20 protein-coding genes are annotated in these 20,649 nt (G+C 73.9%); 16 read left to right on the forward strand and 4 right to left on the reverse strand.

The window, feature by feature from the left end; genetic code table 11:
* Nucleotides 1–182: 182 nt before the first annotated feature.
* The 7 genes from ACGFNF_RS01170 to ACGFNF_RS01200 all read left to right on the forward strand — a co-directional run bounded on the left by ACGFNF_RS01170 (nucleotide 183) and on the right by ACGFNF_RS01200 (nucleotide 5,588).
* Nucleotides 183–1,514 carry a low temperature requirement protein A gene (locus tag ACGFNF_RS01170; RefSeq protein WP_357578205.1) on the forward strand — a complete coding sequence of 444 codons (1,332 nt, stop codon included), beginning with the start codon at nucleotides 183–185 and terminating at the stop codon, nucleotides 1,512–1,514.
* Nucleotides 1,515–1,587: 73 nt separating this feature from the next.
* Nucleotides 1,588–1,857 carry a type II toxin-antitoxin system prevent-host-death family antitoxin gene (locus ACGFNF_RS01175; RefSeq protein ID WP_132236089.1) on the forward strand — a complete coding sequence of 90 codons (270 nt, stop codon included), beginning with the start codon at nucleotides 1,588–1,590 and terminating at the stop codon, nucleotides 1,855–1,857.
* A complete protein-coding gene (locus ACGFNF_RS01180; RefSeq protein ID WP_393001985.1) occupies nucleotides 1,847–2,263 on the forward strand; it encodes a type II toxin-antitoxin system VapC family toxin in 417 nt (138 codons plus the stop codon). Before ACGFNF_RS01175 ends, ACGFNF_RS01180 begins: the two co-directional genes overlap by 11 nt.
* A gap of 108 nt (nucleotides 2,264–2,371) precedes the next feature.
* Entirely contained in the window at nucleotides 2,372–2,869 is a 498-nt protein-coding gene (locus tag ACGFNF_RS01185; RefSeq protein ID WP_357578207.1) for a hemerythrin domain-containing protein, read from the forward strand.
* A 132-nt stretch (nucleotides 2,870–3,001) separates the two neighbouring features.
* Complete coding sequence (locus ACGFNF_RS01190; protein WP_357578208.1) at nucleotides 3,002–3,919, forward strand: LLM class flavin-dependent oxidoreductase; 918 nt, start codon at nucleotides 3,002–3,004, stop codon at nucleotides 3,917–3,919.
* Nucleotides 3,920–4,057: 138 nt separating this feature from the next.
* Nucleotides 4,058–4,573, forward strand: a complete 516-nt coding sequence (locus tag ACGFNF_RS01195) for a M23 family metallopeptidase (protein WP_311414743.1) — start codon at nucleotides 4,058–4,060, stop codon at nucleotides 4,571–4,573.
* 112 nt (nucleotides 4,574–4,685) lie between these two features.
* Nucleotides 4,686–5,588 carry a TIGR01777 family oxidoreductase gene (locus ACGFNF_RS01200; protein WP_393164947.1) on the forward strand — a complete coding sequence of 301 codons (903 nt, stop codon included), beginning with the start codon at nucleotides 4,686–4,688 and terminating at the stop codon, nucleotides 5,586–5,588.
* A 79-nt stretch (nucleotides 5,589–5,667) separates the two neighbouring features.
* Here ACGFNF_RS01200 and ACGFNF_RS01205 read toward each other — a convergent pair whose 3' ends face one another.
* Nucleotides 5,668–6,903, reverse strand: a complete 1,236-nt coding sequence (locus ACGFNF_RS01205; protein ID WP_357578210.1) for a PHB depolymerase family esterase — start codon at nucleotides 6,901–6,903, stop codon at nucleotides 5,668–5,670.
* Nucleotides 6,904–7,064: 161 nt separating this feature from the next.
* Here ACGFNF_RS01205 and ACGFNF_RS01210 point away from each other — a divergent pair, with 161 nt between their 5' ends.
* From ACGFNF_RS01210 to ACGFNF_RS01220, 3 genes are all read left to right on the forward strand, one after another.
* The gene (locus ACGFNF_RS01210) at nucleotides 7,065–8,885 is read left to right on the forward strand and encodes a DUF2079 domain-containing protein (protein WP_393164949.1); all 1,821 of its coding nucleotides are present in this window, start codon (nucleotides 7,065–7,067) and stop codon (nucleotides 8,883–8,885) included.
* A 103-nt stretch (nucleotides 8,886–8,988) separates the two neighbouring features.
* Complete coding sequence (gene lipB / locus ACGFNF_RS01215; RefSeq protein WP_327029189.1) at nucleotides 8,989–9,630, forward strand: lipoyl(octanoyl) transferase LipB; 642 nt, start codon at nucleotides 8,989–8,991, stop codon at nucleotides 9,628–9,630.
* Between the two features lie 3 nt (nucleotides 9,631–9,633).
* Nucleotides 9,634–10,026, forward strand: coding sequence for a VOC family protein (locus tag ACGFNF_RS01220; protein WP_393164951.1), 393 nt, complete (start codon nucleotides 9,634–9,636; stop codon nucleotides 10,024–10,026).
* Nucleotides 10,027–10,164: 138 nt separating this feature from the next.
* Here the strand turns inward: ACGFNF_RS01220 and aspS are convergent, their stop codons facing one another.
* Nucleotides 10,165–11,451 carry an aspartate--tRNA(Asn) ligase gene (gene aspS, locus ACGFNF_RS01225; RefSeq protein WP_393164953.1) on the reverse strand — a complete coding sequence of 429 codons (1,287 nt, stop codon included), beginning with the start codon at nucleotides 11,449–11,451 and terminating at the stop codon, nucleotides 10,165–10,167.
* A gap of 421 nt (nucleotides 11,452–11,872) precedes the next feature.
* On the opposite strand from aspS, the gene lipA reads away from it, so the two are divergent.
* The 3 genes from lipA (at nucleotide 11,873) to ACGFNF_RS01240 (ending at nucleotide 15,834) form a co-directional block, all read left to right on the forward strand.
* Nucleotides 11,873–12,922 (forward strand): lipoyl synthase, encoded by a 1,050-nt coding sequence (lipA, locus tag ACGFNF_RS01230; protein WP_192581533.1) that lies wholly within the window; start codon nucleotides 11,873–11,875, stop codon nucleotides 12,920–12,922.
* Nucleotides 12,923–12,986: 64 nt separating this feature from the next.
* Nucleotides 12,987–15,023, forward strand: coding sequence for a hypothetical protein (locus ACGFNF_RS01235; RefSeq protein WP_393164955.1), 2,037 nt, complete (start codon nucleotides 12,987–12,989; stop codon nucleotides 15,021–15,023).
* Between the two features lie 121 nt (nucleotides 15,024–15,144).
* A complete protein-coding gene (locus ACGFNF_RS01240; protein WP_132236063.1) occupies nucleotides 15,145–15,834 on the forward strand; it encodes a DUF4191 domain-containing protein in 690 nt (229 codons plus the stop codon).
* Nucleotides 15,835–15,894: 60 nt separating this feature from the next.
* Here the strand turns inward: ACGFNF_RS01240 and ACGFNF_RS01245 are convergent, their stop codons facing one another.
* Nucleotides 15,895–16,296 (reverse strand): RDD family protein, encoded by a 402-nt coding sequence (locus ACGFNF_RS01245; RefSeq protein ID WP_393164957.1) that lies wholly within the window; start codon nucleotides 16,294–16,296, stop codon nucleotides 15,895–15,897.
* Between the two features lie 263 nt (nucleotides 16,297–16,559).
* Here ACGFNF_RS01245 and glnA point away from each other — a divergent pair, with 263 nt between their 5' ends.
* The 3 genes from glnA (at nucleotide 16,560) to ACGFNF_RS01260 (ending at nucleotide 19,691) form a co-directional block, all read left to right on the forward strand.
* Nucleotides 16,560–17,984, forward strand: coding sequence for a type I glutamate--ammonia ligase (glnA, locus tag ACGFNF_RS01250; RefSeq protein WP_393164959.1), 1,425 nt, complete (start codon nucleotides 16,560–16,562; stop codon nucleotides 17,982–17,984).
* Between the two features lie 340 nt (nucleotides 17,985–18,324).
* Nucleotides 18,325–18,684, forward strand: a complete 360-nt coding sequence (locus ACGFNF_RS01255; protein ID WP_393164961.1) for a PadR family transcriptional regulator — start codon at nucleotides 18,325–18,327, stop codon at nucleotides 18,682–18,684.
* A complete protein-coding gene (locus tag ACGFNF_RS01260; protein WP_393164963.1) occupies nucleotides 18,681–19,691 on the forward strand; it encodes a hypothetical protein in 1,011 nt (336 codons plus the stop codon). The genes ACGFNF_RS01255 and ACGFNF_RS01260 overlap by 4 nt, the downstream gene beginning before the upstream one ends.
* A gap of 203 nt (nucleotides 19,692–19,894) precedes the next feature.
* Here the strand turns inward: ACGFNF_RS01260 and ACGFNF_RS01265 are convergent, their stop codons facing one another.
* Nucleotides 19,895–20,644 (reverse strand): phosphotransferase, encoded by a 750-nt coding sequence (locus tag ACGFNF_RS01265; RefSeq protein WP_393164965.1) that lies wholly within the window; start codon nucleotides 20,642–20,644, stop codon nucleotides 19,895–19,897.
* Nucleotides 20,645–20,649 lie beyond the last annotated feature (5 nt).

Raw genomic sequence — 20,649 nt, forward strand, 5'->3', positions numbered from 1 at the left:
GGGGCAAAGTCGGCGGCCGGGGGGGCCGGGGGGGGCCGGCGGGCCCCCCCCCCGGGGCCCCCCGCCCCCCGCCGGGGCCCCCCGTCGCCGTTCCGGCCGCCTCGTCCACCGTCGCCCCCGGCCCTCGGCACGCTCACGCGATTCCGGCCCGGCGACGACAGGGCGCTGCCAGAGTGGATGAGGTGGGCGGCATCCGGTGGCGCGAGCGGCTGGGACCGGCCGTCTCGATCGCCCCCGGCGCCCGGGTCGACCGGTTCGAGGTCTTCTTCGACCTGGTCTTCGTCTTCTCGTTCTTCATCATCACCCGCGCCACCGCCGCCAACATCTCCGGCTGGCAGCTCGGGCACGCCATGCTCGTGCTCGCCGTGCTCTGGTGGTGCTGGGTGGTGCACTGCGTGGTCGCCACCCGGGTCCGGCTCGGCGAGGGCTTCGTCCCCGTGCTGATGGTCATCGGCATGGCCGCGCTCTTCTGCTTCGCGCTCTCCCTCCCCCAGGCCTTCAGCGACGCGACCGACGTGGCCGCCGGACCGATGGTGGTCGCGCTCAGCTACGTGGTGATCCGGGGCGTGCACCTGGCGCTGTACTGGCACGTCGCGCAGGAGAGACCCGGGGAGCGTCGGCTGCTGCTGAAGTACTCACCGGAGATGGCGGTCAGCACCCTGCTGCTCATCTCCGCCGCGCTGATCCCGCCGCAGATCGACGACCCGGGCCGGGCGGCGATGCTGCGCGACGGCCTGTGGGTCAGCGTCGTCCTGCTCCAGTACGGCATGGGCCTGGTCGCCGGCGCCTGGGGCTGGACGGTGACCTCCGCCGAGCACTGGACCGAGCGCTACGACCTGATCCTGATCATCGCCCTGGGCGAGTCCGTCATCTCCGTCGGCGTCGGCAGCAACCTGCTCGGCCAGCCGCCGACCTGGCCGGCGGTCGCCGCGGCGGTGCTCGGCATCTTCTTCACGGCCGCGCTGTGGTGGGCGCACTACGACGTGATCGCACCGGCCGCCCGGATAGCCCTGCACGCGGCCGAGGGCCGGCCCCGGGTCTCGATGGCCCGCGACGCGTACGCCTACATGTACCTGCCGATGATCGCCGGGATCATCCTGTTCGCCCTCGGCGCCGAGGAGATCGTGCACCAGGTCGCCGATCCGGGCACGCCCGTCGGGGACCCCACGCAGGGCCCCGGCGTCCTGCTGCTGTTCGGCGGGGTCGCCTGCTACCTGTGCGCGAACATGCTGTTCCAGTGGCGCACCCTGCGCACCGTGTCGTGGACCAGGGTCGGTGCCGTGCTGCTCCTGGCCGCCACCCTTCCCGTCGGCCAACGGCTGCCGGGGTTGGCCGCCCTCACCCTGCTCACCGCGATCTGCGTCGGGCTGGTGGCCGTCGAGGCGGTGGTCATGGCGGACTCCCGGCGCGCCCTGCGCGAGATGGTCTTCGAGGAGAAGACCATCCACGAGGCGCACGAGGCCGCCTGGCGCGCCCGCTGGCGCGAGCCCACCCCGGACGAGCCGTCGACCTGACAGTTGGCACCGGAGCACACCGCTCCCCCGCAGGGTCGTAGCACTCCGTAGCACCCTGGACTAGGATCGTGTCGTGGCAGAGCACGCTCATCGGGAGATAACGCAGCGGGAGCTGCGCAACGACTCGGGCGCGATCATGCGGCACGTCGAGTCCGGCGAGTCCTTCGTCATCACGCGCAACGGCACCCCCGTCGGAAAGCTCATCCCGCTGCGCCGGCGCACGTTCGTCCCCCGGGCGGAGGTGCTCGCCGCCTTCGCGACGGCCCCCGTACTCGACGACGAGAGGTTCCGCGCGGACATCGATTCGTCGGTCGAGCAGGACCCGTTCAGCCGTGAGTGGTGAGGCGCCGGTCCGTGGCCTGATCGACACGAACGTCGTGATCCATCTCGGCGCCCTCGGCCCGGAGGACCTGCCCGAGCAGATGGTGATCAGCGCCGTGACGCTCGCGGAGCTCTCCGCCGGCCCGCACCACACCGACGACCGCGCCGAGCGGGCCCGGCGGACCAGCGTCCTCCAGCATGCCGAGGCCGTGTTCGAGCCGCTGCCCTTCGACGCCGAGGCCGCGCGGGCCTTCGGCCTGGTCACCAGTGCGGTCCTGGCCACGGGGCGCACCACCCGCCGCCGGCTGGCGGACCTGATGATCGCCTCCATCGCGTACGCGAACGGACTGTCGCTCTACACCACCAACCCGGCCGACTTCGTCGGGCTGGAGGAGCTGGTCTCCGTCCGGCCGGTCCGCCGGCCCTGACCGGGCACGTGTCGCCGCGCCTGCTGTCGTAGGGTGGGCGCAGCGTCGCGGTGCACCCGGCAAGCAGACCGCCGAGGGCATGGAGGCGCGGGACAGCATGGGACACACATGCCCCCCATCACGCCGCACGAGCGCCTGCGGGCCCTCGGCAACCAGCTGGTCGAGATCCACCTCTGGCTCCGCGAGGAGTTGGCCCGCCTGCGCGAGGGGGTGGGTGACCCCGGCGTACGGCCGAGGGACCTGCGGGCCCACTGCCTGGCCTTCTGCGCGGCACTGACCCGGCACCACAACGGCGAGGACGCCGGGGCGTTCCGGGTGCTGGGCGAGCGGGTGCCCGAGCTGGCCCCGGTGCTGCGCGAGCTGGAGGCCGACCACCACATCGTGGCCGAGGCCCTGCGCCGGGTCGAGGAACTGGTCGGTGGGGCCGCGCCGCCCGACGAGATGCGGGCCGAACTGGACACTCTCGCCGCCCTGCTCGAGACGCACTTCGTCTATGAGGAGAAGAAGCTCGTGCGCGCGCTCAACGAGCTGACCGAGGGCAGCACCGAGGGCCTCCTCGGGGTTCCGCTCCCGCCGCTCGACCGTGACCCTGGACCGGTCCGCTGACCCGCACCCGGGCGAGAGCGCCGGCGGCACCACGGGGGTCGACTCGGCGTTCGACCCGGCCCGGGGTCTGCCGGTAGCAGAATCGCGGTCGTCGGGCTTGGCCGGTAGGCAGCGCCCGGGCAGGGTGGGAGCATGGCGATCTTCTCCCTCCAGGCGGTCCCGTCCGACGGCCCGGGCTGGCTGGACCTGGCCCGGCGGACCGAGGCGGCCGGCTTCGACACCCTGTTCACCGCCGACCATCCGGGTTCGGCGGCGTCCCCCTTCGTCTCGCTGGCCGCCGCCGCGGCGGTGACCTCGACGATCGGCCTGGGCTCGTACGTCTCGAACGCCGGCGTCCGCGAGCCGATGCTGCTCGCCTCGGACGTGGCCTCCCTCGACCTGCTCTCCGGCGGGCGGGCCCGGTTCGGCCTCGGCGCCGGCCACACCCCCGCCGAGTGGCGCGCGGTCGGCCGCGAGCGCCCCGACGTCGCCGGGCGGGTGCGCCGCTGCCTGGCCGTGGCCGAGGCCGTCCGCGCCCTGCTCGACGGCGAGGAGGTCACCGTCGACTCCCCCGACCTGGTGCTGCGGGGCGCGCGGCTGGAGACCCCGCGCCCGGTGCAGCGGCGGATCCCGTTCACCCTCGGCACGGCGAACTCCGCGATGCTGCGCTGGGCCGGCGCGCACGCCGACGTGGTCGGGCTGTCCGGGCTCGGCCGCACCCTGCCCGACGGCTACGCGCACACGGTGCGCTGGCGCGAGGCCGACATCGAGCAGCAGCTCGCCTGCGTGGCGGCCGGCGCGGCCGGGCGGGCCGAGCCGCCGGTGCTGGAGGCCCTCGTGCAGCACGTGGCCGTCACCGACGACGCCGAGGCCGCCGCCGCACCCACGGCGGCCGACGTCGGGCTGAGCGTGCCCGAGCTGCTCGCGACGCCGTTCGTGCTCATCGGCACCGAGGACGAGATCGTCACGGCGGTCGCCGCACACCGGCGCCGCTGGGGCGTCACCCGCTTCGTCGTACGCGAGGACGCACTCGACCCGCTCACGCCGGTGCTGGCCCGTCTCGCCGCCTGAGCGACGCATCGACGGCAATCGAGGCGGAACGGCACCCTCGCAGCGCGCTGGTGCGCCAGGGCGGGGACGCTTCCGGTCATCGAAACTTTCTGACATCATCCGGCAGAGACATCGAAGGTTATGACCGTGGAGGTTCGGATGCGTACCCGCCTGACGAGTTCCCTCAGCGCCGCCCTGCTGGCGACCGCCGCGTTCCTGGTGCCGGCGTCACCCGCCGCCGCCGCGCCGTCGTTCCGCACGCCGTTCCCGTGCAACCAGACGTGGTCCGGCCAGACCCGCACCACCCACAGCCCGCAGTACGCGATCGACTTCAACCGGACCAACGACCACGGCGATCCGGTCAAGGCCAGCGCCCCGGGCACGGTGGACGTCGTCGCCAACCTCGGCGACACCAGCTACGGCCGGTACGTGCGGATCAACCACGGCAACGGGTACACCACCTACTACGCCCACCTCAGCGGGTTCAACGTCTCGGTCGGCCAGTCCGTCGGCTACAGCACCACCATCGGCTACGTGGGCAACAGCGGCGGCTCCTCCGGCTCCCACCTGCACTACGAGCAGCGCCTGAACGGCAGCGACATCAAGGTGCGCTTCAGCGGCAACCTGGCGCTCTACTTCGGGACGCAGAACTACACGCGTACCGCCGGCTGCTGATCCGGCGCGACGCCGCCGGCCGGTCGGCCGGTCGGTCGGCGGCGTCGTGCCCGCTGAGGTGCGCGCCCGCCACAGCGCATCCGATCCGCCCTCCGTACCCGAAGATGGGAGCATGCGGATCCTCATGGCCGGCGCGTCCGGCTTCCTCGGCACCCGGCTGGTCGACCGGCTCACGGCGGACGGCCACCAGGTCACCCGGCTGGTCCGCCGGCCGCCGCGCACCGCCGACGAGCGGCAGTGGAACCCGTCCGCCGCGCAGCTCGACCCTGCGGTGGTGGCGGAGGCGGACGCGGTCGTCAACCTGGCCGGCGCGGGCGTGGGCGACAAGCGGTGGAACGACGGGTACCGGCAGCTGATCCGGTCCAGCCGGGTCGACACCACCACCACGCTGGCGATCACCATCGCCGGCCTGCCCGAGGCCGACCGGCCGAGAGCACTGCTGAACTCCTCGGCGGTCGGCTGGTACGGCAACACCGGCGACCGGGCGGTCGAGGAGGACGCCCCGGCGGGCGAGGGCTTCCTGGCCGACGTCTGCCGGGTCTGGGAGGCCGCGACCCGGCCGGCCGAGGACGCGGGCGTACGCGTCGCGCGGCTGCGCACCGGGCTGCCGCTGCACCGCGACGGCGGGCTGCTCAAGCCGCAGCTGCTGCCCTTCCGGCTGGGCATCGCGGGGCGGCTCGGCAGCGGCCGGCAGTGGCTGCCGTGGATCTCCATGGCGGACTGGCTGGACGCCGTCCGGTTCCTGCTGGAGCGCGACGACCTGGTGGGACCGGTCAACCTGGTCGGGCCGGCCCCGGTGACCAACGCCGAGTTCACCCGGGAGCTGGCCCGGCAACTGCGCCGGCCGGCGATCGTCCCGATCCCGGCGCTGGCGTTGAAGGTGGTGCTGGGCGGCTTCGCGCACGAGGCGCTGACCAGCACCCGCGTCCTCCCGGGCGTGCTCACCGGGGCCGGCTTCACCTACCGCCACCCCACCCTGGCCGCCGCCCTGCACGCGGCCCTCACCGCCCCCTGAGCCGGTCGACCACGAAGTTGTCGTCACGCCGCGCGGGGCGGGGTGACGACAACTTCGTGACCGACGTGCCGGAGCGGGATCAGCAGCCGATCACCCAGTGGTTGGGGCCGGTCTGCTTGAGGGTGCTGGTGTAGAAGGTGTTGTAGAGGCCCATCCGCTGGTTCGAGCCGTTGGCGTAGGCGTAGCCGCCGGACTGGTAGGCGCGGCCGGCGGTGACGTGCGCGTAGTTGCTGGCCGTGACGCAGGTCGGCGCCGTGGTCGGGCTGGCGGTCGGGGAGGCCGTGGGGCTCGCGGTCGGGGACGCGGTGGGGCTCGCCGTCGGCGTCGGGGTGGGGTTCGTCCCGCCGTTCAGGCCGAAGAAGACCGCGTCGTGGTACGCCGAGCAGATGGTGTCCAGCATGTACGCGGCGGCGGTGCCGCACTGCTCGGCACCCGGGCCCGGGTCGACCGGGGTGCCGTGACCCATGCCGGAGACCCGGTAGACGCGGACGTCGTTGTTGCCGTACACCTCCAGGCTGGTGTTGGCGGGCAGCGACGCGGTGCTGGTGGGGGTCTGCGAGACGCCCCGGACGTTGGTCCACTGGTCGCGCAGCTCGGTGGCGTTGGCCGGTACGACTGTGGAGTCCGACGTGCCGTGCCAGATGGCGACCCGGGGGCGCGGGCCGGTGTGCCCGGGGTACGCGGCCCGGACCGCGTTGCCCCACTCCTGCGGGGTCTTGTTCACCCCGCTGTACTGGCAGGTGCTGGTGGAGGCGGGCGGCGAGCAGCGGTACGGCAGGCCGGCGACGACCGAGCCGGCGGCGAAGACGTCCGGGTAGGTGGCCAGCATGACCGCGCTCATCCCCCCGCCGGCGGAGAGGCCGCTGACGAACACCCGGCGGGCGTCGGTGCCGTAGTTGTTCCTGGCGTGGTCGACCATCTGCCTGATCGACAGGGCCTCGCCGGAGCCTCGGGTGATGTCCTGCTCGACGAACCAGTTGAAGCAGCTCAGCGGCTGGTTGGCGCTGGACTGCTGCGGCACGATCAGGGTGAACTTCCACTGGTCGGCGAACTTCTGCCAGCCGGAGTTGGCGAAGTAGCCGGCCGCGTTCTGGGTGCAGCCGTGCAGCAGCACGACGGCCGGGGCCCCCGCCGGCAGGTTGTCCGGCCGGTACGCGTACATGGCGAGGTTGCCGGGGTTGGAGCCGAAGTTGGTGACCTGGGTGAGGGTGGCGGCCTGGGCGGGGGCGGCGACGGTCGCCACCGCGGCGGCGGCGAGGACCATCCCGGCGACCGCGCCGGTCAGCCGGGAGAGCAGGGACGGGGAGCGGCGCACGGGGCCTCCTGGGGACGGGGTGTGAACTGGGTCACCCGCGAATTGCCGCGACGTTACGTCGATGCGTCGATGGTGTGACATGGGGCACGGTCACACATTCCGCGCCCGGAGGATGTGCGTCCTGACCGGCGTGCCCCGGTGCGGTTGGTAACGTCCGCTGCGTGCCGACCTCCCCGTCCCTGGCGCCTTCGCCGGCCTCGCCGCCCCGCGTCGTCCGCCACCGGCGGGCCGACCTGATCGTGGCGCTGGTCGCGCTGGCGCTCGCCGTCTGGGTGACCAGCGGGCTGTGGCAGGACCCGAACGGCCGCGCCATCACGGTCAACTCCAGCGACCAGGCGCTCTTCGAGTGGCTGCTGGCCTTCGGCGGCCACGCGGTGACCCACGGCGACAACCCGCTCTTCACGTACCTGGTCAACGTCCCCGACGGGGTGAACCTCGCGGTCAACACCTCGATCACCGTGTACGCGGTGGTCTTCGCGCCGCTGACGTACCTGATCGGGCCGCCTGCCACGTTCCTGGTGATCCTCACCCTCAACCTGGCCGCCACCGCGCTCGCCTGGTACTGGCTGCTCTCCCGGCACCTCGTCCGCAGCCCGCTCGCCGCCGCCGTGGGCGGGCTGTTCATCGGCTTCTCCCCCGGCATGGTCTCGCACGCCAACGCCCACCTGAACTGGACGGCGGGCTGGCTGGTGCCGCTGCTGATCTGGCGGACCTTCGCGCTGCGCCGCTCCCGGCACCCGCTGCGCGACGGCGCGATCCTCGGCGTGCTCGTCGCCGTCGCCTTCTCCATCGCCGCCGAGGGGCTCTTCTTCACCGCGCTGGCGCTCGGCGTCTTCGTCGCCGTCTGGGCACTGCACCCGGCCCGCCGCGCCGAGGCCCGCGCGGCGCTGCCGACCTTCCTACGCGGCCTCGGCGTGACCGCCGTCGTCGCGGGCGTGCTGCTGGCGTACCCGCTGTGGCTGCACTTCGCCGGCCCGCAGCGCTTCCACGGCACCGGCTTCGACGCGGTCATCCACTCCGAGGACGTCGTCGCCTACGGGGCGTACCCGCGCCGCTCGCTGGCCGGGGAGGTGGGCCTTGGCACCCGGCTGGCACCGAACCCGACCGAGGAGAACTCGTTCTTCGGCATCGGGCTGCTGCTGCTCACCGTCGCCTGCTTCGTGGCGCTGTGGCGCCGGGCCGACGCGGCCCGCCGGGCGACGCTCTGGGCGCTGGGCGTGACCGCCGTCGTCTTCACCGTGCTCTCCTTCGGCCCCGAGGCCAAGATCGACGGCCGTCGTACGGACCTGCCGATGCCGTTCGACCTGCTAGGGCACCTGCCGGTGGTGAACGCCGCCCTGCCCGCCCGGCTGGCGCTGGTCGTGGCGCCGGTGATCGGGGTGCTGCTCGCGTACGCCGTCGACCAGCTCCGCGCCGATCCGCCCCGGCGCCGCCGCACGCGGCTGGCCTGGTGGGCGGGGTTCGCGCTGGCGCTGCTGCCGTTGGTGCCGACGCCGCTGCTGACCATCGAACGCGAGCCGATCCCGCGCTTCATCACCGCCGGGACGTGGCGGGAGTACGTCTCCCCCGGCGGGGTGCTGACCCCGGTGCCGCTGACCCTCGACGTCTACCCCGACGGCCAGCGCTGGCAGGCGTACGCGCTGGCACACCGGCAGGGCGAGTTCGCCATCCCCTCCGGCTTCTTCCTCGGCCCCGGCGGCCCGGACGGGCGGGGACGGATCGGCCCGCCGCCGCGCCCGTTCGGCGCGCTGATGGACCAGGCCGGCCGGACGGGGCTGGTGCCGATCATCACGGAGGGCAGCGTCGAGGAGGTCCGCGCCGACCTGCGGCACTGGCGGATCGAGACGATCGTGCTGCCCGACGAGGTGCACGGGGCGAAGTGGCCGGTCGACGAGGATGCCATCCGGCGTACGGTGACCTCGCTGCTCGGGCCGCCCGAGCGGGTCGACGACGTGTGGCTGTGGCGGGTCCCGCAGGGCTGAGCCGTCGCCCCGGGCGATCGCGGGCGGCCGGCCCCGCCGCCGGGTCCCGTCGTGAGCCGCGTCACCGATGGTGACCGGCCGGTACGGGTCTAGGCTTGGCGGCGTGACCACGACGACCTCCGGCCTCACGGCCGTCCGCGCCGGTGTCCTTGACTACCAGGCCGCCTGGGACGAGCAGCGCCGGCTGCACGAGTCGGTGGTGGCCGGCGAGCGCGGCGACACCGTGCTGCTGCTGGAGCACCCGAGCGTCTACACCGCCGGCAAGCGCACGGAGCCGTGGGACCGACCCATGGACGGCACCCCGGTCGTCGACGTGGACCGGGGCGGCAAGATCACCTGGCACGGCCCGGGGCAGCTGGTCGGCTACCCCATCGTGCGGTTGCCCGACCCGGTCGACGTGGTCGCCTACGTCCGCCGCACCGAGCAGCTGCTGATCGACGTCTGCGCCGAGTTCGGGCTGACCGCCGGCCGGGTCGAGGGGCGCAGCGGGGTCTGGGTGCCCGAGGACGACCGGGGTCCGGCGCGCAAGGTGGCGGCCATCGGCATCCGCGTCGCCCGCGGGGTGACCCTGCACGGCTTCTCCATCAACTGCGACTGCGACCTGGGCCACTTCGACCGGATCGTGCCCTGCGGGATCCGCGACGCCGGGGTCACCTCGCTCACCGCCGAGCTGGGCCGCCCGGTGTCCGTGGCCGACGTGCTGCCGGTCGTGGAGCGCCACCTGCCCACCCTCGTCACGGCCTGACCGGTGCGGATCGACCTGGTCACGATCGTCGTGGCCGAGTACGACCCGGCCATCGCCTTCTTCACCGACGTGCTCGGCTTCGATCTGGTCGAGGACTCCCCCTCGCTGACCAACGACGGCCGGCCGAAGCGCTGGGTCGTCGTCCGCCCACCCGGCGCGCAGACCGGGCTGCTGCTGGCCCGCGCCGACGGCGACCGGCAGGCTCGATCGGTCGGGGACCAGGTCGCCGGCCGGGTCGGCTTCTTCCTCCAGGTCGACGACTTCGACGCCGTCCACCGGCGGATGGTCGAGGCGGGCGTCGAGTTCGTGAAGCCCCCGCGCACGGAACCGTACGGCCGGGTCGCCGTCTTCCGCGACATAGCCGGCAACCCCTGGGACCTCCTAGGCCCACCCTGAACGCCCCACTCTTCGCCCACCCTCCCCCGCCCTCCCCCGCCCCGCCCCGTTGATCATGAAGTTGTTGTCACGACACGCCGATGCCGACGACAACAACTTCATGATCAACGCGGGCCAGTGGCAGGGGCAGCCGGGGGGCTAGGGGGTCAGGCGGTGGAGGTCGCGGGGGAAGGCGGTGACCTCTCGGATGTTGGTTGCGCCAGTCAGGCGGGCCACGAAGCGTTCCAGGCCGATGGCGAAGCCGCCGTGCGGAGGCATCCCGTGCCGGAACGCGGCGACGTAGCCGGCGTACGGCTCGACCGGCTCGCCCCGGGCGGCGAGCGCCGCCAGGTAGTCGGCGTGCCGGTGCAGCCGCTGCCCGCCCGTCACCAGCTCCAGTCCCCGGAAGAGCAGGTCGAACCCGTTCGAGTACGCGGGCCGCGTCGGGTCCGGGTGGGTGTAGAAGGGCCGCTTCGCCATCGGGTACCCGGTGACGAAGAGGAACTCCGAGCCGTGCTCCCGCCGCGCCCACTCGCCCAGCGCCCGCTCGTGCGCCGGGGCGAGGTCCGGCTCGTCGGCCGGCGCACCGGCGATCCTGAGGGCCTCGGTGAAGTGCACGGCGGGGATCTCGGCCGGCACGTCCGGGGCCGACACCCCGAGGGTGGCCAGCGCGCCCCCGGCCCGCTCGCGTACCGCGTCGAGCATGCCGGCCACGGTGTGCCGCAGCACGGCCATGACGTCCCGGTGGTCGGCGACGAAGCCCAGCTCCGCGTCCAGCGAGGTGTACTGCGCCAGGTGCCGGACGGTGTCGTGCGGCTCGGCCCGGAACACCGGCCCCACCTCGTAGACGCGCTCGAAGACGCCGACCATGAGCTGCTTGTAGAACTGCGGCGACTGCGCCAGGTACGCGGGCCGGCCGAACCAGTCCAGCGCGAAGACGTTCGCCCCGCTCTCGGTGGACGAGCCGACCACCTTCGGCGTGTGGATCTCCACGAAGTCGCGGGCGTCGAGTATGGCCCGGAACCCGGCCACCGCCGCCGCCGAGACGCGCAGCGCCGCCGCCCGGGTCGGGTGGCGCAGCGCGACGGGCGCGTGGTCGAGCTGGGTGGGCAGGCTCGCGGTGAGCGCCGGCCGGTACAGGTCGAACGGCGGCGGTACGGCGGGCGGGCCGAGTGGTCGTACCGCCGGCGCGGTCAGCTCGACCCCGGCGGGCGCGGTCGGGTTCGCGACCACCGTGCCGGTGACCTCGACGACCGTCTCCTCGGTCAGTGCCTCCACCTCGGCGCGCACGGCCGGGTCGGTGACCACCACCTGGGTCAGTCCGGCGGCGTCCCGGACGATCAGGAAGGCCACCGACTTGAGCAGCCGGCGGCGGTGCACCCAGCCGGCGATCCGGACGGGTACGCCGACATGGGCGGAGAGTTGGCGGGACAGGACACGTTGCATGGCAGGGCTGCCTCTCGGTCGATCGCGACGCCTGCCAACGGGGTGGCGGGCGTCGCCCCAACCCCGTCAGGTGTGGGCGAGCGGGAAACCTCGCGGTGCCACCACACCTTCGCCCCCGCGGAACGGGGGCCTCGTTCGTCGCCTTTTCACCGGGGCCAGCCGGGCGGGCTCTACTGGGCGGTGCGGCCTGCCCGCGCAGGCGCGCGGCGCGCCGGCCATCCGCCGTTCTTCCCGCAGCTCGGGAGGGTCTTCGCGGGCCCGGCGCCAGACCGCCTCGCAGCAACCGGCGGCTCTCTTCAACTGGCGGGTCGGGGCGCTACTCGGCTCCGTCACAGCTCTGGCGGGCACGCTAGCACCCCCGCCGAGGCTCCTGTGACTGGTTTTTCCCGGCCCCGGTGTCCGGCGTCACAAGACTCCCGGGGTGACGCCGGTCGCCCGAACTACATCGACGGCGGCCGTCGGGCGTAGGCTCGGTTTTGTGACGATCGAGCACTCCGCGCCGACGACCGGCCAGGCAGCGCGCACGACGACGCCCGCCCCCGAGGGGCGGCGCCTCCTGCGGATCGAGGCGCGCAACGCCGAGACGCCGATCGAGCGCAAACCGCCGTGGATCAAGGTCAAGGCCAAGATGGGGCCGGAGTACACCCAGCTGCGCGGGCTCGTCTCGCGCGAGGGGCTGCACACCGTCTGCCAGGAGGCCGGCTGCCCCAACATCTACGAGTGTTGGGAGGACCGGGAGGCCACCTTCCTCATCGGTGGCGACCAGTGCACCCGGCGCTGCGACTTCTGCCAGATCGACACCGGCAAGCCGGCCGAGTTCGACGCCGACGAGCCGCGCCGCGTCGCCGAGTCGGTGGTCTCGATGGGCCTGCGCTACGCGACCATCACCGGCGTGGCCCGCGACGACCTGCCCGACGGCGGCGCCTGGCTCTACGCCGAGACCGTCCGGCAGATCCACGCCCTTCAGCCGGGCTGCGGCGTCGAGCTGCTGATCCCCGACTTCAACGCGGTCCCCGAGCAGCTCGCCGAGGTCTTCGGCGCCCGGCCGGAGGTGCTCGCCCACAACGTCGAGACCGTGCCGCGGATCTTCAAGCGGATCCGGCCCGCGTTCCGCTACGAGCGGTCGCTGGACGTGATCCGGCAGGCCCGCGCCGACGGGCTGGTCACCAAGTCCAACCTGATCCTGGGCATGGGCGAGGAGCGCGCCGAGGTCTCCCAGGCGCTGCGCGACCTGCACGAGGCCGGCTGCGAGCTGATCACCATCACGCAGTACCTGCGCCCCACCCCCCGGCACCACCCCGTCACCCGCTGGGTCAAGCCGGAGGAGTTCGTCGAGCTGCGCGAGGAGGCCGAGGAGATCGGCTTCGCGGGCGTGATGAGCGGGCCGCTGGTGCGCTCGTCGTACCGGGCCGGGCGGCTCTACCGGCAGGCGCTCGAGGCCCGCGAGGGCCTTCCGGTCACCGCCGGCTGACCACCCCGGCGACGCGCCGGCACCGGTCGACCACGGGCCGGCGGCAAACTGCCATGATCGGCTCATGACGGTCGGCGTACGCCAGCGGTGGCGTGACTCGCGTCCCGCGCTCCCGCCCGACCGGCGGCCCGTACTGCCGACCGTCCTCGCCGTGCTCGCCGTCGTGGCCGGGACCGGCTACCGCCTCGGCCTGCTGCTGCACGACGCGCCGCCGACCAACAGCGACGAGGCCACCATGGGCCTGGCCGCGCTGCACATCTCCCGCGGGCAGGAGTTTCCCGTCTGGTTCTACGGCCAGGCGTACATGGGCACGCTGGAGGCCTACCTGGCCGCGCCGGTGTTCGCGCTGGTCGGCCCGTCGACGCTCGGGCTGCGCCTGCCCACCCTCGCCCTGTACGCGGTCTTCGTCGTGCTCGCCTGGCGGCTGACGCTGCGGCTGACCGGGGACCACTGGTTCGCCCTGCTCGTCGTGGCGCTGCTGGCGCTCGGCTCGGACCGGGTGGTGAAGAACCAGCTCATCGCCGGGGGCGGGTACCCGGAGATGAACGCGGCCGGGGTGGCGCTGGCCGTGCTGGCGTACGACCTGGCGGCCGGCCGGCCGGGACGCCGACTGCCCCGCTGGGCGGGATGGGGATTCCTGGCCGGGCTGATGCTCTGGGTGGACCCGCTGCTGCTGCCGTACGTGGCGGCGACCGGCGCGGTGCTTCTCGCGTACGGCCGGCGCGAGCTGCGCGGCCGGGCCGGCGTGCTGCTCGGTGCCGCCGCGCTCGTCGGGGCCGGGCCGCTGCTGGTGCACAGCCTGGCGACGGGGCGCAATCCGGTCGCGGCGGTGCTCGCCGCCGGTGGCTCGGGGCAGCCCGCCGGCTGGGCGGACCGGCTGCACGGCGGGCTGGTGCTCGGCCCGCCGCTGGGCATGGGCTTCTGCTCCCCGAGCCACTGCGCGCCCGGCCAGTCGTGGTGGGCGGTCGCCCTCCCGCTGCTGCTCCTCGCGGCCGCCCTCTCGGCCTGGCGCGCGCTGCGCCCACCCGTCGCAGATCTTGGACAGTTGCCGTTCAGGGCCGACGGCAACTGTCCAAGATCCAGCGTGGCGACCGGCGGAGCGGTCCGGCTCGGTCTGGTGGGCGCGGCCGTCGCTACGCTCGCCCTGTATGCGGCCAGCAGCGCTGCGGGGCGCACGCCGGTGGAAAGCTCCCGGTACCTGTCCTGCCTGCTCATCTCCGTTCCGGCCCTGCTCTGGCCGCTCTGGTCGGCCGCCCGCCGCGCGGCCCGGCCGGCCACAGCCTGGGCTGATCTGGCCGGGATGGGCACGGGCGGAGCGGGCACGGCCGGGACGGACACGGCCGGTGCGGGCACGGGCCTGCCGGGCCTTGGCGGCACGGGCGGGGCGGACGCGGGCGGCACGGCCGGGGCGGGCACGGGCCTGCCGGGCCTTGGCGGCACGGGCGGGGCGGGCCCGGGCGGCACGGCCGGGGCGGGCACGGGCGGGGCGGGCCCGGGCGGCACGGCCGGGGCGGGCCCGGGCGGCACGGCCGGGGCGGGCACGGGCCTGCCGGGCCTTGGCGGCACGGGCGGAGCGGGCACGGGCCGAGCGGGCGCGGACGCGGGCGGGACGGGTGCGGGCGGGGCGGGCAGGGTCCGGAGACGCGGTGGCGTCGGGGCCGGAGCGCGGTGGCGGGGCGTGACGGGGTTCGCGGCGGTCCTGGTGCTCGCGGCGACGCTGGGCACCGCCGCCGTGGCCACCGCCGGCGCGGTCGACGCCGCGCCGGCCGCCCGCGCCGCCGAGGCCCGGCACGCCGGACTGGTCGCCGTGCTACGCCAGCGGGGCGTCCGGCACGTGTACGGCGGCTACTGGACCTGCAACCGGCTCACCTTCGCCACCCGCGAGGACGTGCTCTGCGCGGTCGTCGACGACGACCTGCGCCCGGGGCACGACCGGTACCTGCCGTACCGCCGGGCGGTGCGGCAGTCGGCGGCACCGGCCTGGGTCGCGCCGGACGGCTCACCGCTGGCGGCCCGCCTGGACGAGCGCCGGCGCACCGATCCGGCCGCGCTCGACCTGGTCACCGTCCCCGGCTGGCGGATCTACCTGCCCGGCCCCTGACCGAAGCTTCCGTCCCAGGCCAGGGCGCGGTCCACCAGTTCCTCGGCGGCGGCACGGCGGCGTACGGGGCTCAGCCTGGCCGCGGACAACGCGACGTGCGGCGACCACTAGACTCTGCGGCATGGCAAAGCCCCAGGAGAAGGTCTCGTTCGGCCAGCGGCTGAAGCAGATCGGGATGGTGTTCAAGTTCACCGCCAAGCAGGACCGGTGGTTCGCGCCGTTGGCCGCTGGCGCGGTGCTGATCCCGCTCGCGCTCACCGTGGTCGCGGTCCTGCTCTGGGGCTGGATCTGGCTGCCGCTGGGCATCCTGTTCGCCCTGCTCTGCCTGCTGATCGTGCTCAACCTGCGGTCCAACCGGGCGATGATGAACGCCGCCGAGGGGCAGCCCGGCGCGGCGGCCCAGATCATGGAGAGCATGCGGGGCGACTGGCGGGTCACCCCGGCGGTCAGCTCCACCACGCAGATGGACATGGTCCACCTGGTCATCGGCCGGCCCGGGGTGATCCTGCTGGCGGAGGGCAACCCGCAGCGGGTACGCGGGCTGCTCGGCCAGGAGAAGCGGCGGCTGGCGAAGGTGATCGGCTCCGCCCCGCTCTTCGACTACGTGATCGGGCAGGAGGAGGGCGAGCTGCCGATCCGCAAGCTGCGCATGACGCTGATGCGGCTGCCGCGCAACCTCAGCGGCAAGGACGTCAACTCGCTGGACAAGCGGCTCAAGGCGCTCACCGCCCGCCCGCAGATGCCCAAGGGCGCGATCCCGAAGAACATGCGACCCGCGCGGGGCGCGTTCCGCCAGACGCGCGGTCGCTGACCTTCCGACGTGTACGCGAAAGAGCCGGGCCTGTTCGCAGGGCCCGGCTCTTCGTTCGTCTCAGGGGCGGGGGGCGTCGGTGACGACGGAGCCCGCCAGGCGGTCGTGCAGGCCGCGACGGTGGCCGTCCATCAGCAGGGCCGGGACGACCAGGGCGAGCAGCAGCCCGCGCAGCAGGGCCCGGGCCACCCCGATGCGACCGCCGTCGGCCCAGGCGACGCAGCGGATCTTCGTGATGAACATGCCCGGCGTCTGCGCGAAGAGCCCGAGGAAGAAGCCGTACTCGACGATCAGCACCAGCACCGGCGCCCACCCGTCACGGACCGGGTCGGCGAAGCCCCCGGCGACGAGCAGGCAGAGCACCCAGTCGATCACCAGCGCGCCGAACCGGCGCCCCAGGCTGGGCGGCGTGAAGGCGGGATCCGACGCGGGCGGTACGGGGCGATCATGCGGCTTGGTCACAACGGTCAAGGGTATCCAGGGGGTATGGACGGATCGGGGACGGTCGCCCGCACCCGGGCAGCAAAAAGGGGCGAAAGCGAGCAAGTGTCAATAGAATGGCACAGCCGGTGGTGTCCCGTCGCCCGGTCCGGCCCGCCCGAGCGGCGCGGATGACGCTCCGCGAGGGACGTAACACGGCAGAAACACTCAAGACATGGCCGGGCAACCGCGCGGCCATAGCGTCGCCAAGAGCCTAGCCACCCGTGGACGTGCCAGGAGGACGTGTGTTCGCCAATCCCGAGGAACTCCTGCGATACCTCAAGAACGAGGACGTGAGGTTCGTCGACGTACGGTTCTGTGACCTGCCCGGCGTGATGCAGCACTTCAACCTGCCGGTCGAGTCCGTCGACGATGCCTTCTTCACCGAGGGCCTGGCCTTCGACGGGTCGTCGATCCGCGGTTTCCAGGCGATCCACGAGTCGGACATGCTCCTGCTCCCGGACGTCGCCACCGCCTTCATCGACCCCTTCCGGGCACAGAAGACCCTCGCGCTCAACTTCTTCATCCACGACCCGTTCACCCGCGAGGCCTACAGCCGGGACCCGCGCAACGTGGCGAAGAAGGCCGAGGCCTACCTGGCCGCCAGCGGCATCGCCGACACCGCGTACTTCGGGGCGGAGGCGGAGTTCTACATCTTCGACTCCATCCGCCACGAGACCTCGGCGCACCAGTCGTTCTACTACATCGACTCGATCGAGGGCGCCTGGAACACCGGCCGCGAAGAGCCGGGCGGCAACCGCGGCTACAAGACCGCGTACAAGGGCGGCTACTTCCCGGTGCCGCCGGTCGACCACCTCGCCGACCTGCGCGACAGCATCGTGCGCCGGCTGGTCGACAGCGGGTTCACCGTGGAGCGCTCGCACCACGAGGTGGGCACCGCCGGCCAGTCCGAGATCAACTACCGGTTCTCGACGCTGCTGCACGCGGCCGACCAGCTCCAGCTCTTCAAGTACATCGTGAAGAACGAGACCTGGGCCAACGGCAAGACCGCGACGTTCATGCCGAAGCCGCTCTTCGGCGACAACGGCTCCGGCATGCACACCCACCAGAGCCTGTGGCTCAACGGCGAGCCGCTGTTCTACGACGAGACCGGCTACGCCGGCCTGTCCGACATGGCCCGCTGGTACATCGGCGGCCTGCTGCACCACGCCCCGTCGCTGCTTGCCTTCACCAACCCGACGGTCAACTCGTACCGCCGGCTGGTGCCGGGCTTCGAGGCGCCGGTCAACCTGGTCTACTCGCAGCGCAACCGCTCCGCCTGCACGCGCATCCCGGTGACCGGCAGCAACCCGAAGGCCAAGCGCGTCGAGTTCCGCGTGCCGGACCCGTCGGCCAACGTCTACCTGGCCTTCTCGGCGATGATGATGGCCGGCCTCGACGGCATCAAGAGCAAGATCGAGCCGCCGGCGCCGATCGACAAGGACCTCTACGACCTGCCGCCGGAGGAGTGGGGCGACGTCAAGCAGGTCCCGGGCTCGCTGTCGGCGGTGCTCGACTCCCTTGAAGCCGACCACGACTACCTGCTCGACGGCGGGGTGTTCACCCCCGACCTGATCTCGACCTGGATCGAGTGGAAGCGCGCCAACGAGGTCGACCCGGTGCGCCTGCGCCCGACCCCGCACGAGTTCGCCATGTACTTCGACTGCTGACGCAGCAGAACACCTCAGGAAGGCCCCGGGTCCCCCCGGGGCCTTCCTGCGTTCACCGGCACCCCCGCGTTCACCGCGCGCCCCTGCCGCGCCACGCACCTTCCCGCCCGGCCCGACCACCCTCCGTCCGTCCGACCGGCTCCGGCTCGACCGCCCTCCGCCCCACCGGCTCCGCGATCGCGGCCGGTGGAACACCATGGGTGTCACGGGAAGGCTTTTACACCCGTGGTGTTCCACTCGACGCGCGATCGCGCCCCTACCTTGCCCGTCGAGGCGGCCGGGCGGCGCCCAAGCCACGTAACGGGCCACCGCATACCTTCGCGTCCGTTATATTGCTGGCGTGGACACTCCGCTGCGCGAACCCACCTTTCTGATCCTCACCGCGCTGGCCGGCGAGCCGATGCATGGCTACGGCCTGATCGGCGAGGTCGCCGCCCTCTCCGACGGGCGCGTGTCGCTGCGGCCCGGCACCCTCTACGGCGCGCTCGACCGGCTGACCGACGCCGGCCTGGTCGAGGTCGACCGCGAGGAGGTGGTGAACGGCCGACTGCGCCGCTACTACCGCCTCTCCCCTGCCGGCGACGCCACGCTGAGCGCCGAGACCGAGCGCCTGCGCCGCAACGTCGAGGCGGCCACCGCCCGCCTGCGCGCCCGCGCGGCCCGGCCGCTCGCCCCGCGTACCGCCGGGGGGCTTGCATGAGCGAGCTGGAGCGGCGCTACCACCGCCTGCTGCGGGCGTACCCGGCCGAGTACCGGCGGGCGCGCGGCGCGGAGATCGTCGGCACGTACCTCGACCTGGCCGGGCCGGGGCGACGCTGGCCCTCGCCCGCGGACGCCGCGGACCTCGTGCGCGGCGGCGTGCGCCAGCGGTTGCGGGCCGCCGGGGCCGCCGACCTGATCCCGGGCGTACGCCTCGCCGCCGTCCTCGCCTTCCTCACCGCGACGGCGCTGGCGGGGGTCTGGTCGGGGCTGGAGCTGCACCCGCCGATGGCGCAGTGGGGCGTGCCGCACGCCGGACCGTTCGTCTCGCTCGGGATCGGGGTGTGGGCGGCCTGGCTGCTCGCCGCGGCCGTGCACGCGGCGGCACCGGGTCGATGGACCCGCCGCGCGGTGTCCCTGGCCCTGCTACTCACGGTCGCGGTCATACCCGTTGCGGCCCTCGCCGGCCTGCCCCGACCACCGCTGTTCGTGCTGCTGCCACAGGTCGGGCTGGGGCTGGTGGCGCTGGCCCTGCCCGAACGGCTGCCGGCGCTGATCCGGACGGCGCCCCTGCTCGCGGTGGCCGTCGCCGGCCTCACGAGTGTCAACCTGCTGCCCCGCTACGACTCCTACGTCAGCTACCACGGCTGGACGGCGAGCGGGATCCTGCCCGGCGCCGCCGTGACGCTGCTCGTCGTGGTGCTGCTGCTCGGCGCGGGGCTGGCCCTGCGCGCCGATCCCCGGGGCGGCTGGGCGCTGCTGGTGCTGCTGACCCCGGTCGGCCTGCTCTTCCTTCAGCCGCTGGCCGGCGCGCTCGACGGCAACATGCGCGGCGCGCCCACCCCCGGCTGGGACGCCCTCGCCGCGACGGCCGTCCTGGTCGGCGTCGCCGGCCCCGCGCTGCTGCCGCTGGCGCTCGCCCTGCGCAAGCGCCTACGCGGACCCGGGCCGGTCGGCACCGGCGACCGCTGCCCGTCCTGCGGCCGTACCACCGAGCGGGTCCCGTAGACAAGGGGCGGCGGCACCCGGGCGGCGGGTGGAACACCGGGGCTGTCACCCGAGGGTCTTGACAGCCACAGCGTTCCACTCGCCGCAGCTACGACCGCGAGTGGCGGGGCCCCGCCTCGGCGTCAGGTGGCGACGCCCGGCCCCGGCGGTGAGGGGCGGGGCGGCCCTCGCCGAGAGGTTCGCTCGCGGTGGCGGGAGGGTGGTCAGCGCAGGGCCGCCTCCCATTCCCGCGTGTGGGCGGCGAGGTGGTCGGCGGTGGCCAGCCAGTACGGGCCGTCCTCGGTCCAGATCCGGGCCCACGGCTCGCGCCGCTGCTCCGCGCCCTCGCGCAGCAGTTCGTACATCGCCCGGGCGCGGCGGCCGAGCATTCCGGCCAGGGCCGGGCGGGACGCCTCGTCGAGGCGGTAGCCGTCGGCGAAGGCGCGCAGCCGGGCCGCCGACTCGGCCACCGGCCGGTCCGGGCGCAGGCCGGCCATGCTCTGCGCGGCGTACGCGACGTCCCACAGCCGGGAGCCCGGCGCGGCGGCGTCCCAGTCGATGAGCACCCAGCCCCGGTCCGCCCTGATCAGGTTCCAGGGGGCCACGTCGTTGTGGCAGACGAGTTCCTCCCGGTCGGGCGGGATGAGCCGCTGCCACGCCGCGCCGGCCGGCGGGGTGAAGCCGGCCAGCGCGGCGTGCAGTTCGGCCAGCATCCGGCCGATCGCGGACAGGTCCGCCACCGGGTAGGTGCCCGACGCCTCGCCGACCTCGCCGGGGACGTACTCCAGCACCTGCCGGCCCTGCGCGTCCCGGCCCAGGGGTCGGGGCGCGCCGGAGAATCCCACCGCGTGCAGGTGTTCCAGCAGGGCGTCCACCGCGTCGGTCCAGGGGCCGACCGGACGGCGCACGGTGTCGCCGACGCGCACCACGCCGGCGGTGGCGTTGCCCGGCAACGGTTCCTCGGCTGCGCTCATCCCAC

The sequence above is a fragment of the Micromonospora sp. NPDC048868 genome (assembly GCF_043198195.1).
GTDB classification, from domain to species: domain Bacteria; phylum Actinomycetota; class Actinomycetes; order Mycobacteriales; family Micromonosporaceae; genus Micromonospora; species Micromonospora reichwaldensis.

Bases quoted from the DNA above. Each gene is read 5' to 3' on its own strand.
- ACGFNF_RS01265 (WP_393164965.1), bottom strand. From the start codon at position 20,644: ATGAGCGCAGCCGAGGAACCGTTGCCGGGCAACGCCACCGCCGGCGTG.
- ACGFNF_RS01240 (WP_132236063.1), top strand. From the start codon at position 15,145: ATGGCAAAGCCCCAGGAGAAGGTCTCGTTCGGCCAGCGGCTGAAGCAG.
- ACGFNF_RS01260 (WP_393164963.1), top strand. From the start codon at position 18,681: ATGAGCGAGCTGGAGCGGCGCTACCACCGCCTGCTGCGGGCGTACCCG.
- ACGFNF_RS01190 (WP_357578208.1), top strand. From the start codon at position 3,002: ATGGCGATCTTCTCCCTCCAGGCGGTCCCGTCCGACGGCCCGGGCTGG.
- ACGFNF_RS01200 (WP_393164947.1), top strand. From the start codon at position 4,686: ATGCGGATCCTCATGGCCGGCGCGTCCGGCTTCCTCGGCACCCGGCTG.
- ACGFNF_RS01185 (WP_357578207.1), top strand. From the start codon at position 2,372: ATGCCCCCCATCACGCCGCACGAGCGCCTGCGGGCCCTCGGCAACCAG.
- aspS (WP_393164953.1), bottom strand. From the start codon at position 11,451: ATGCAACGTGTCCTGTCCCGCCAACTCTCCGCCCATGTCGGCGTACCC.
- ACGFNF_RS01195 (WP_311414743.1), top strand. From the start codon at position 4,058: ATGCGTACCCGCCTGACGAGTTCCCTCAGCGCCGCCCTGCTGGCGACC.
- ACGFNF_RS01235 (WP_393164955.1), top strand. From the start codon at position 12,987: ATGACGGTCGGCGTACGCCAGCGGTGGCGTGACTCGCGTCCCGCGCTC.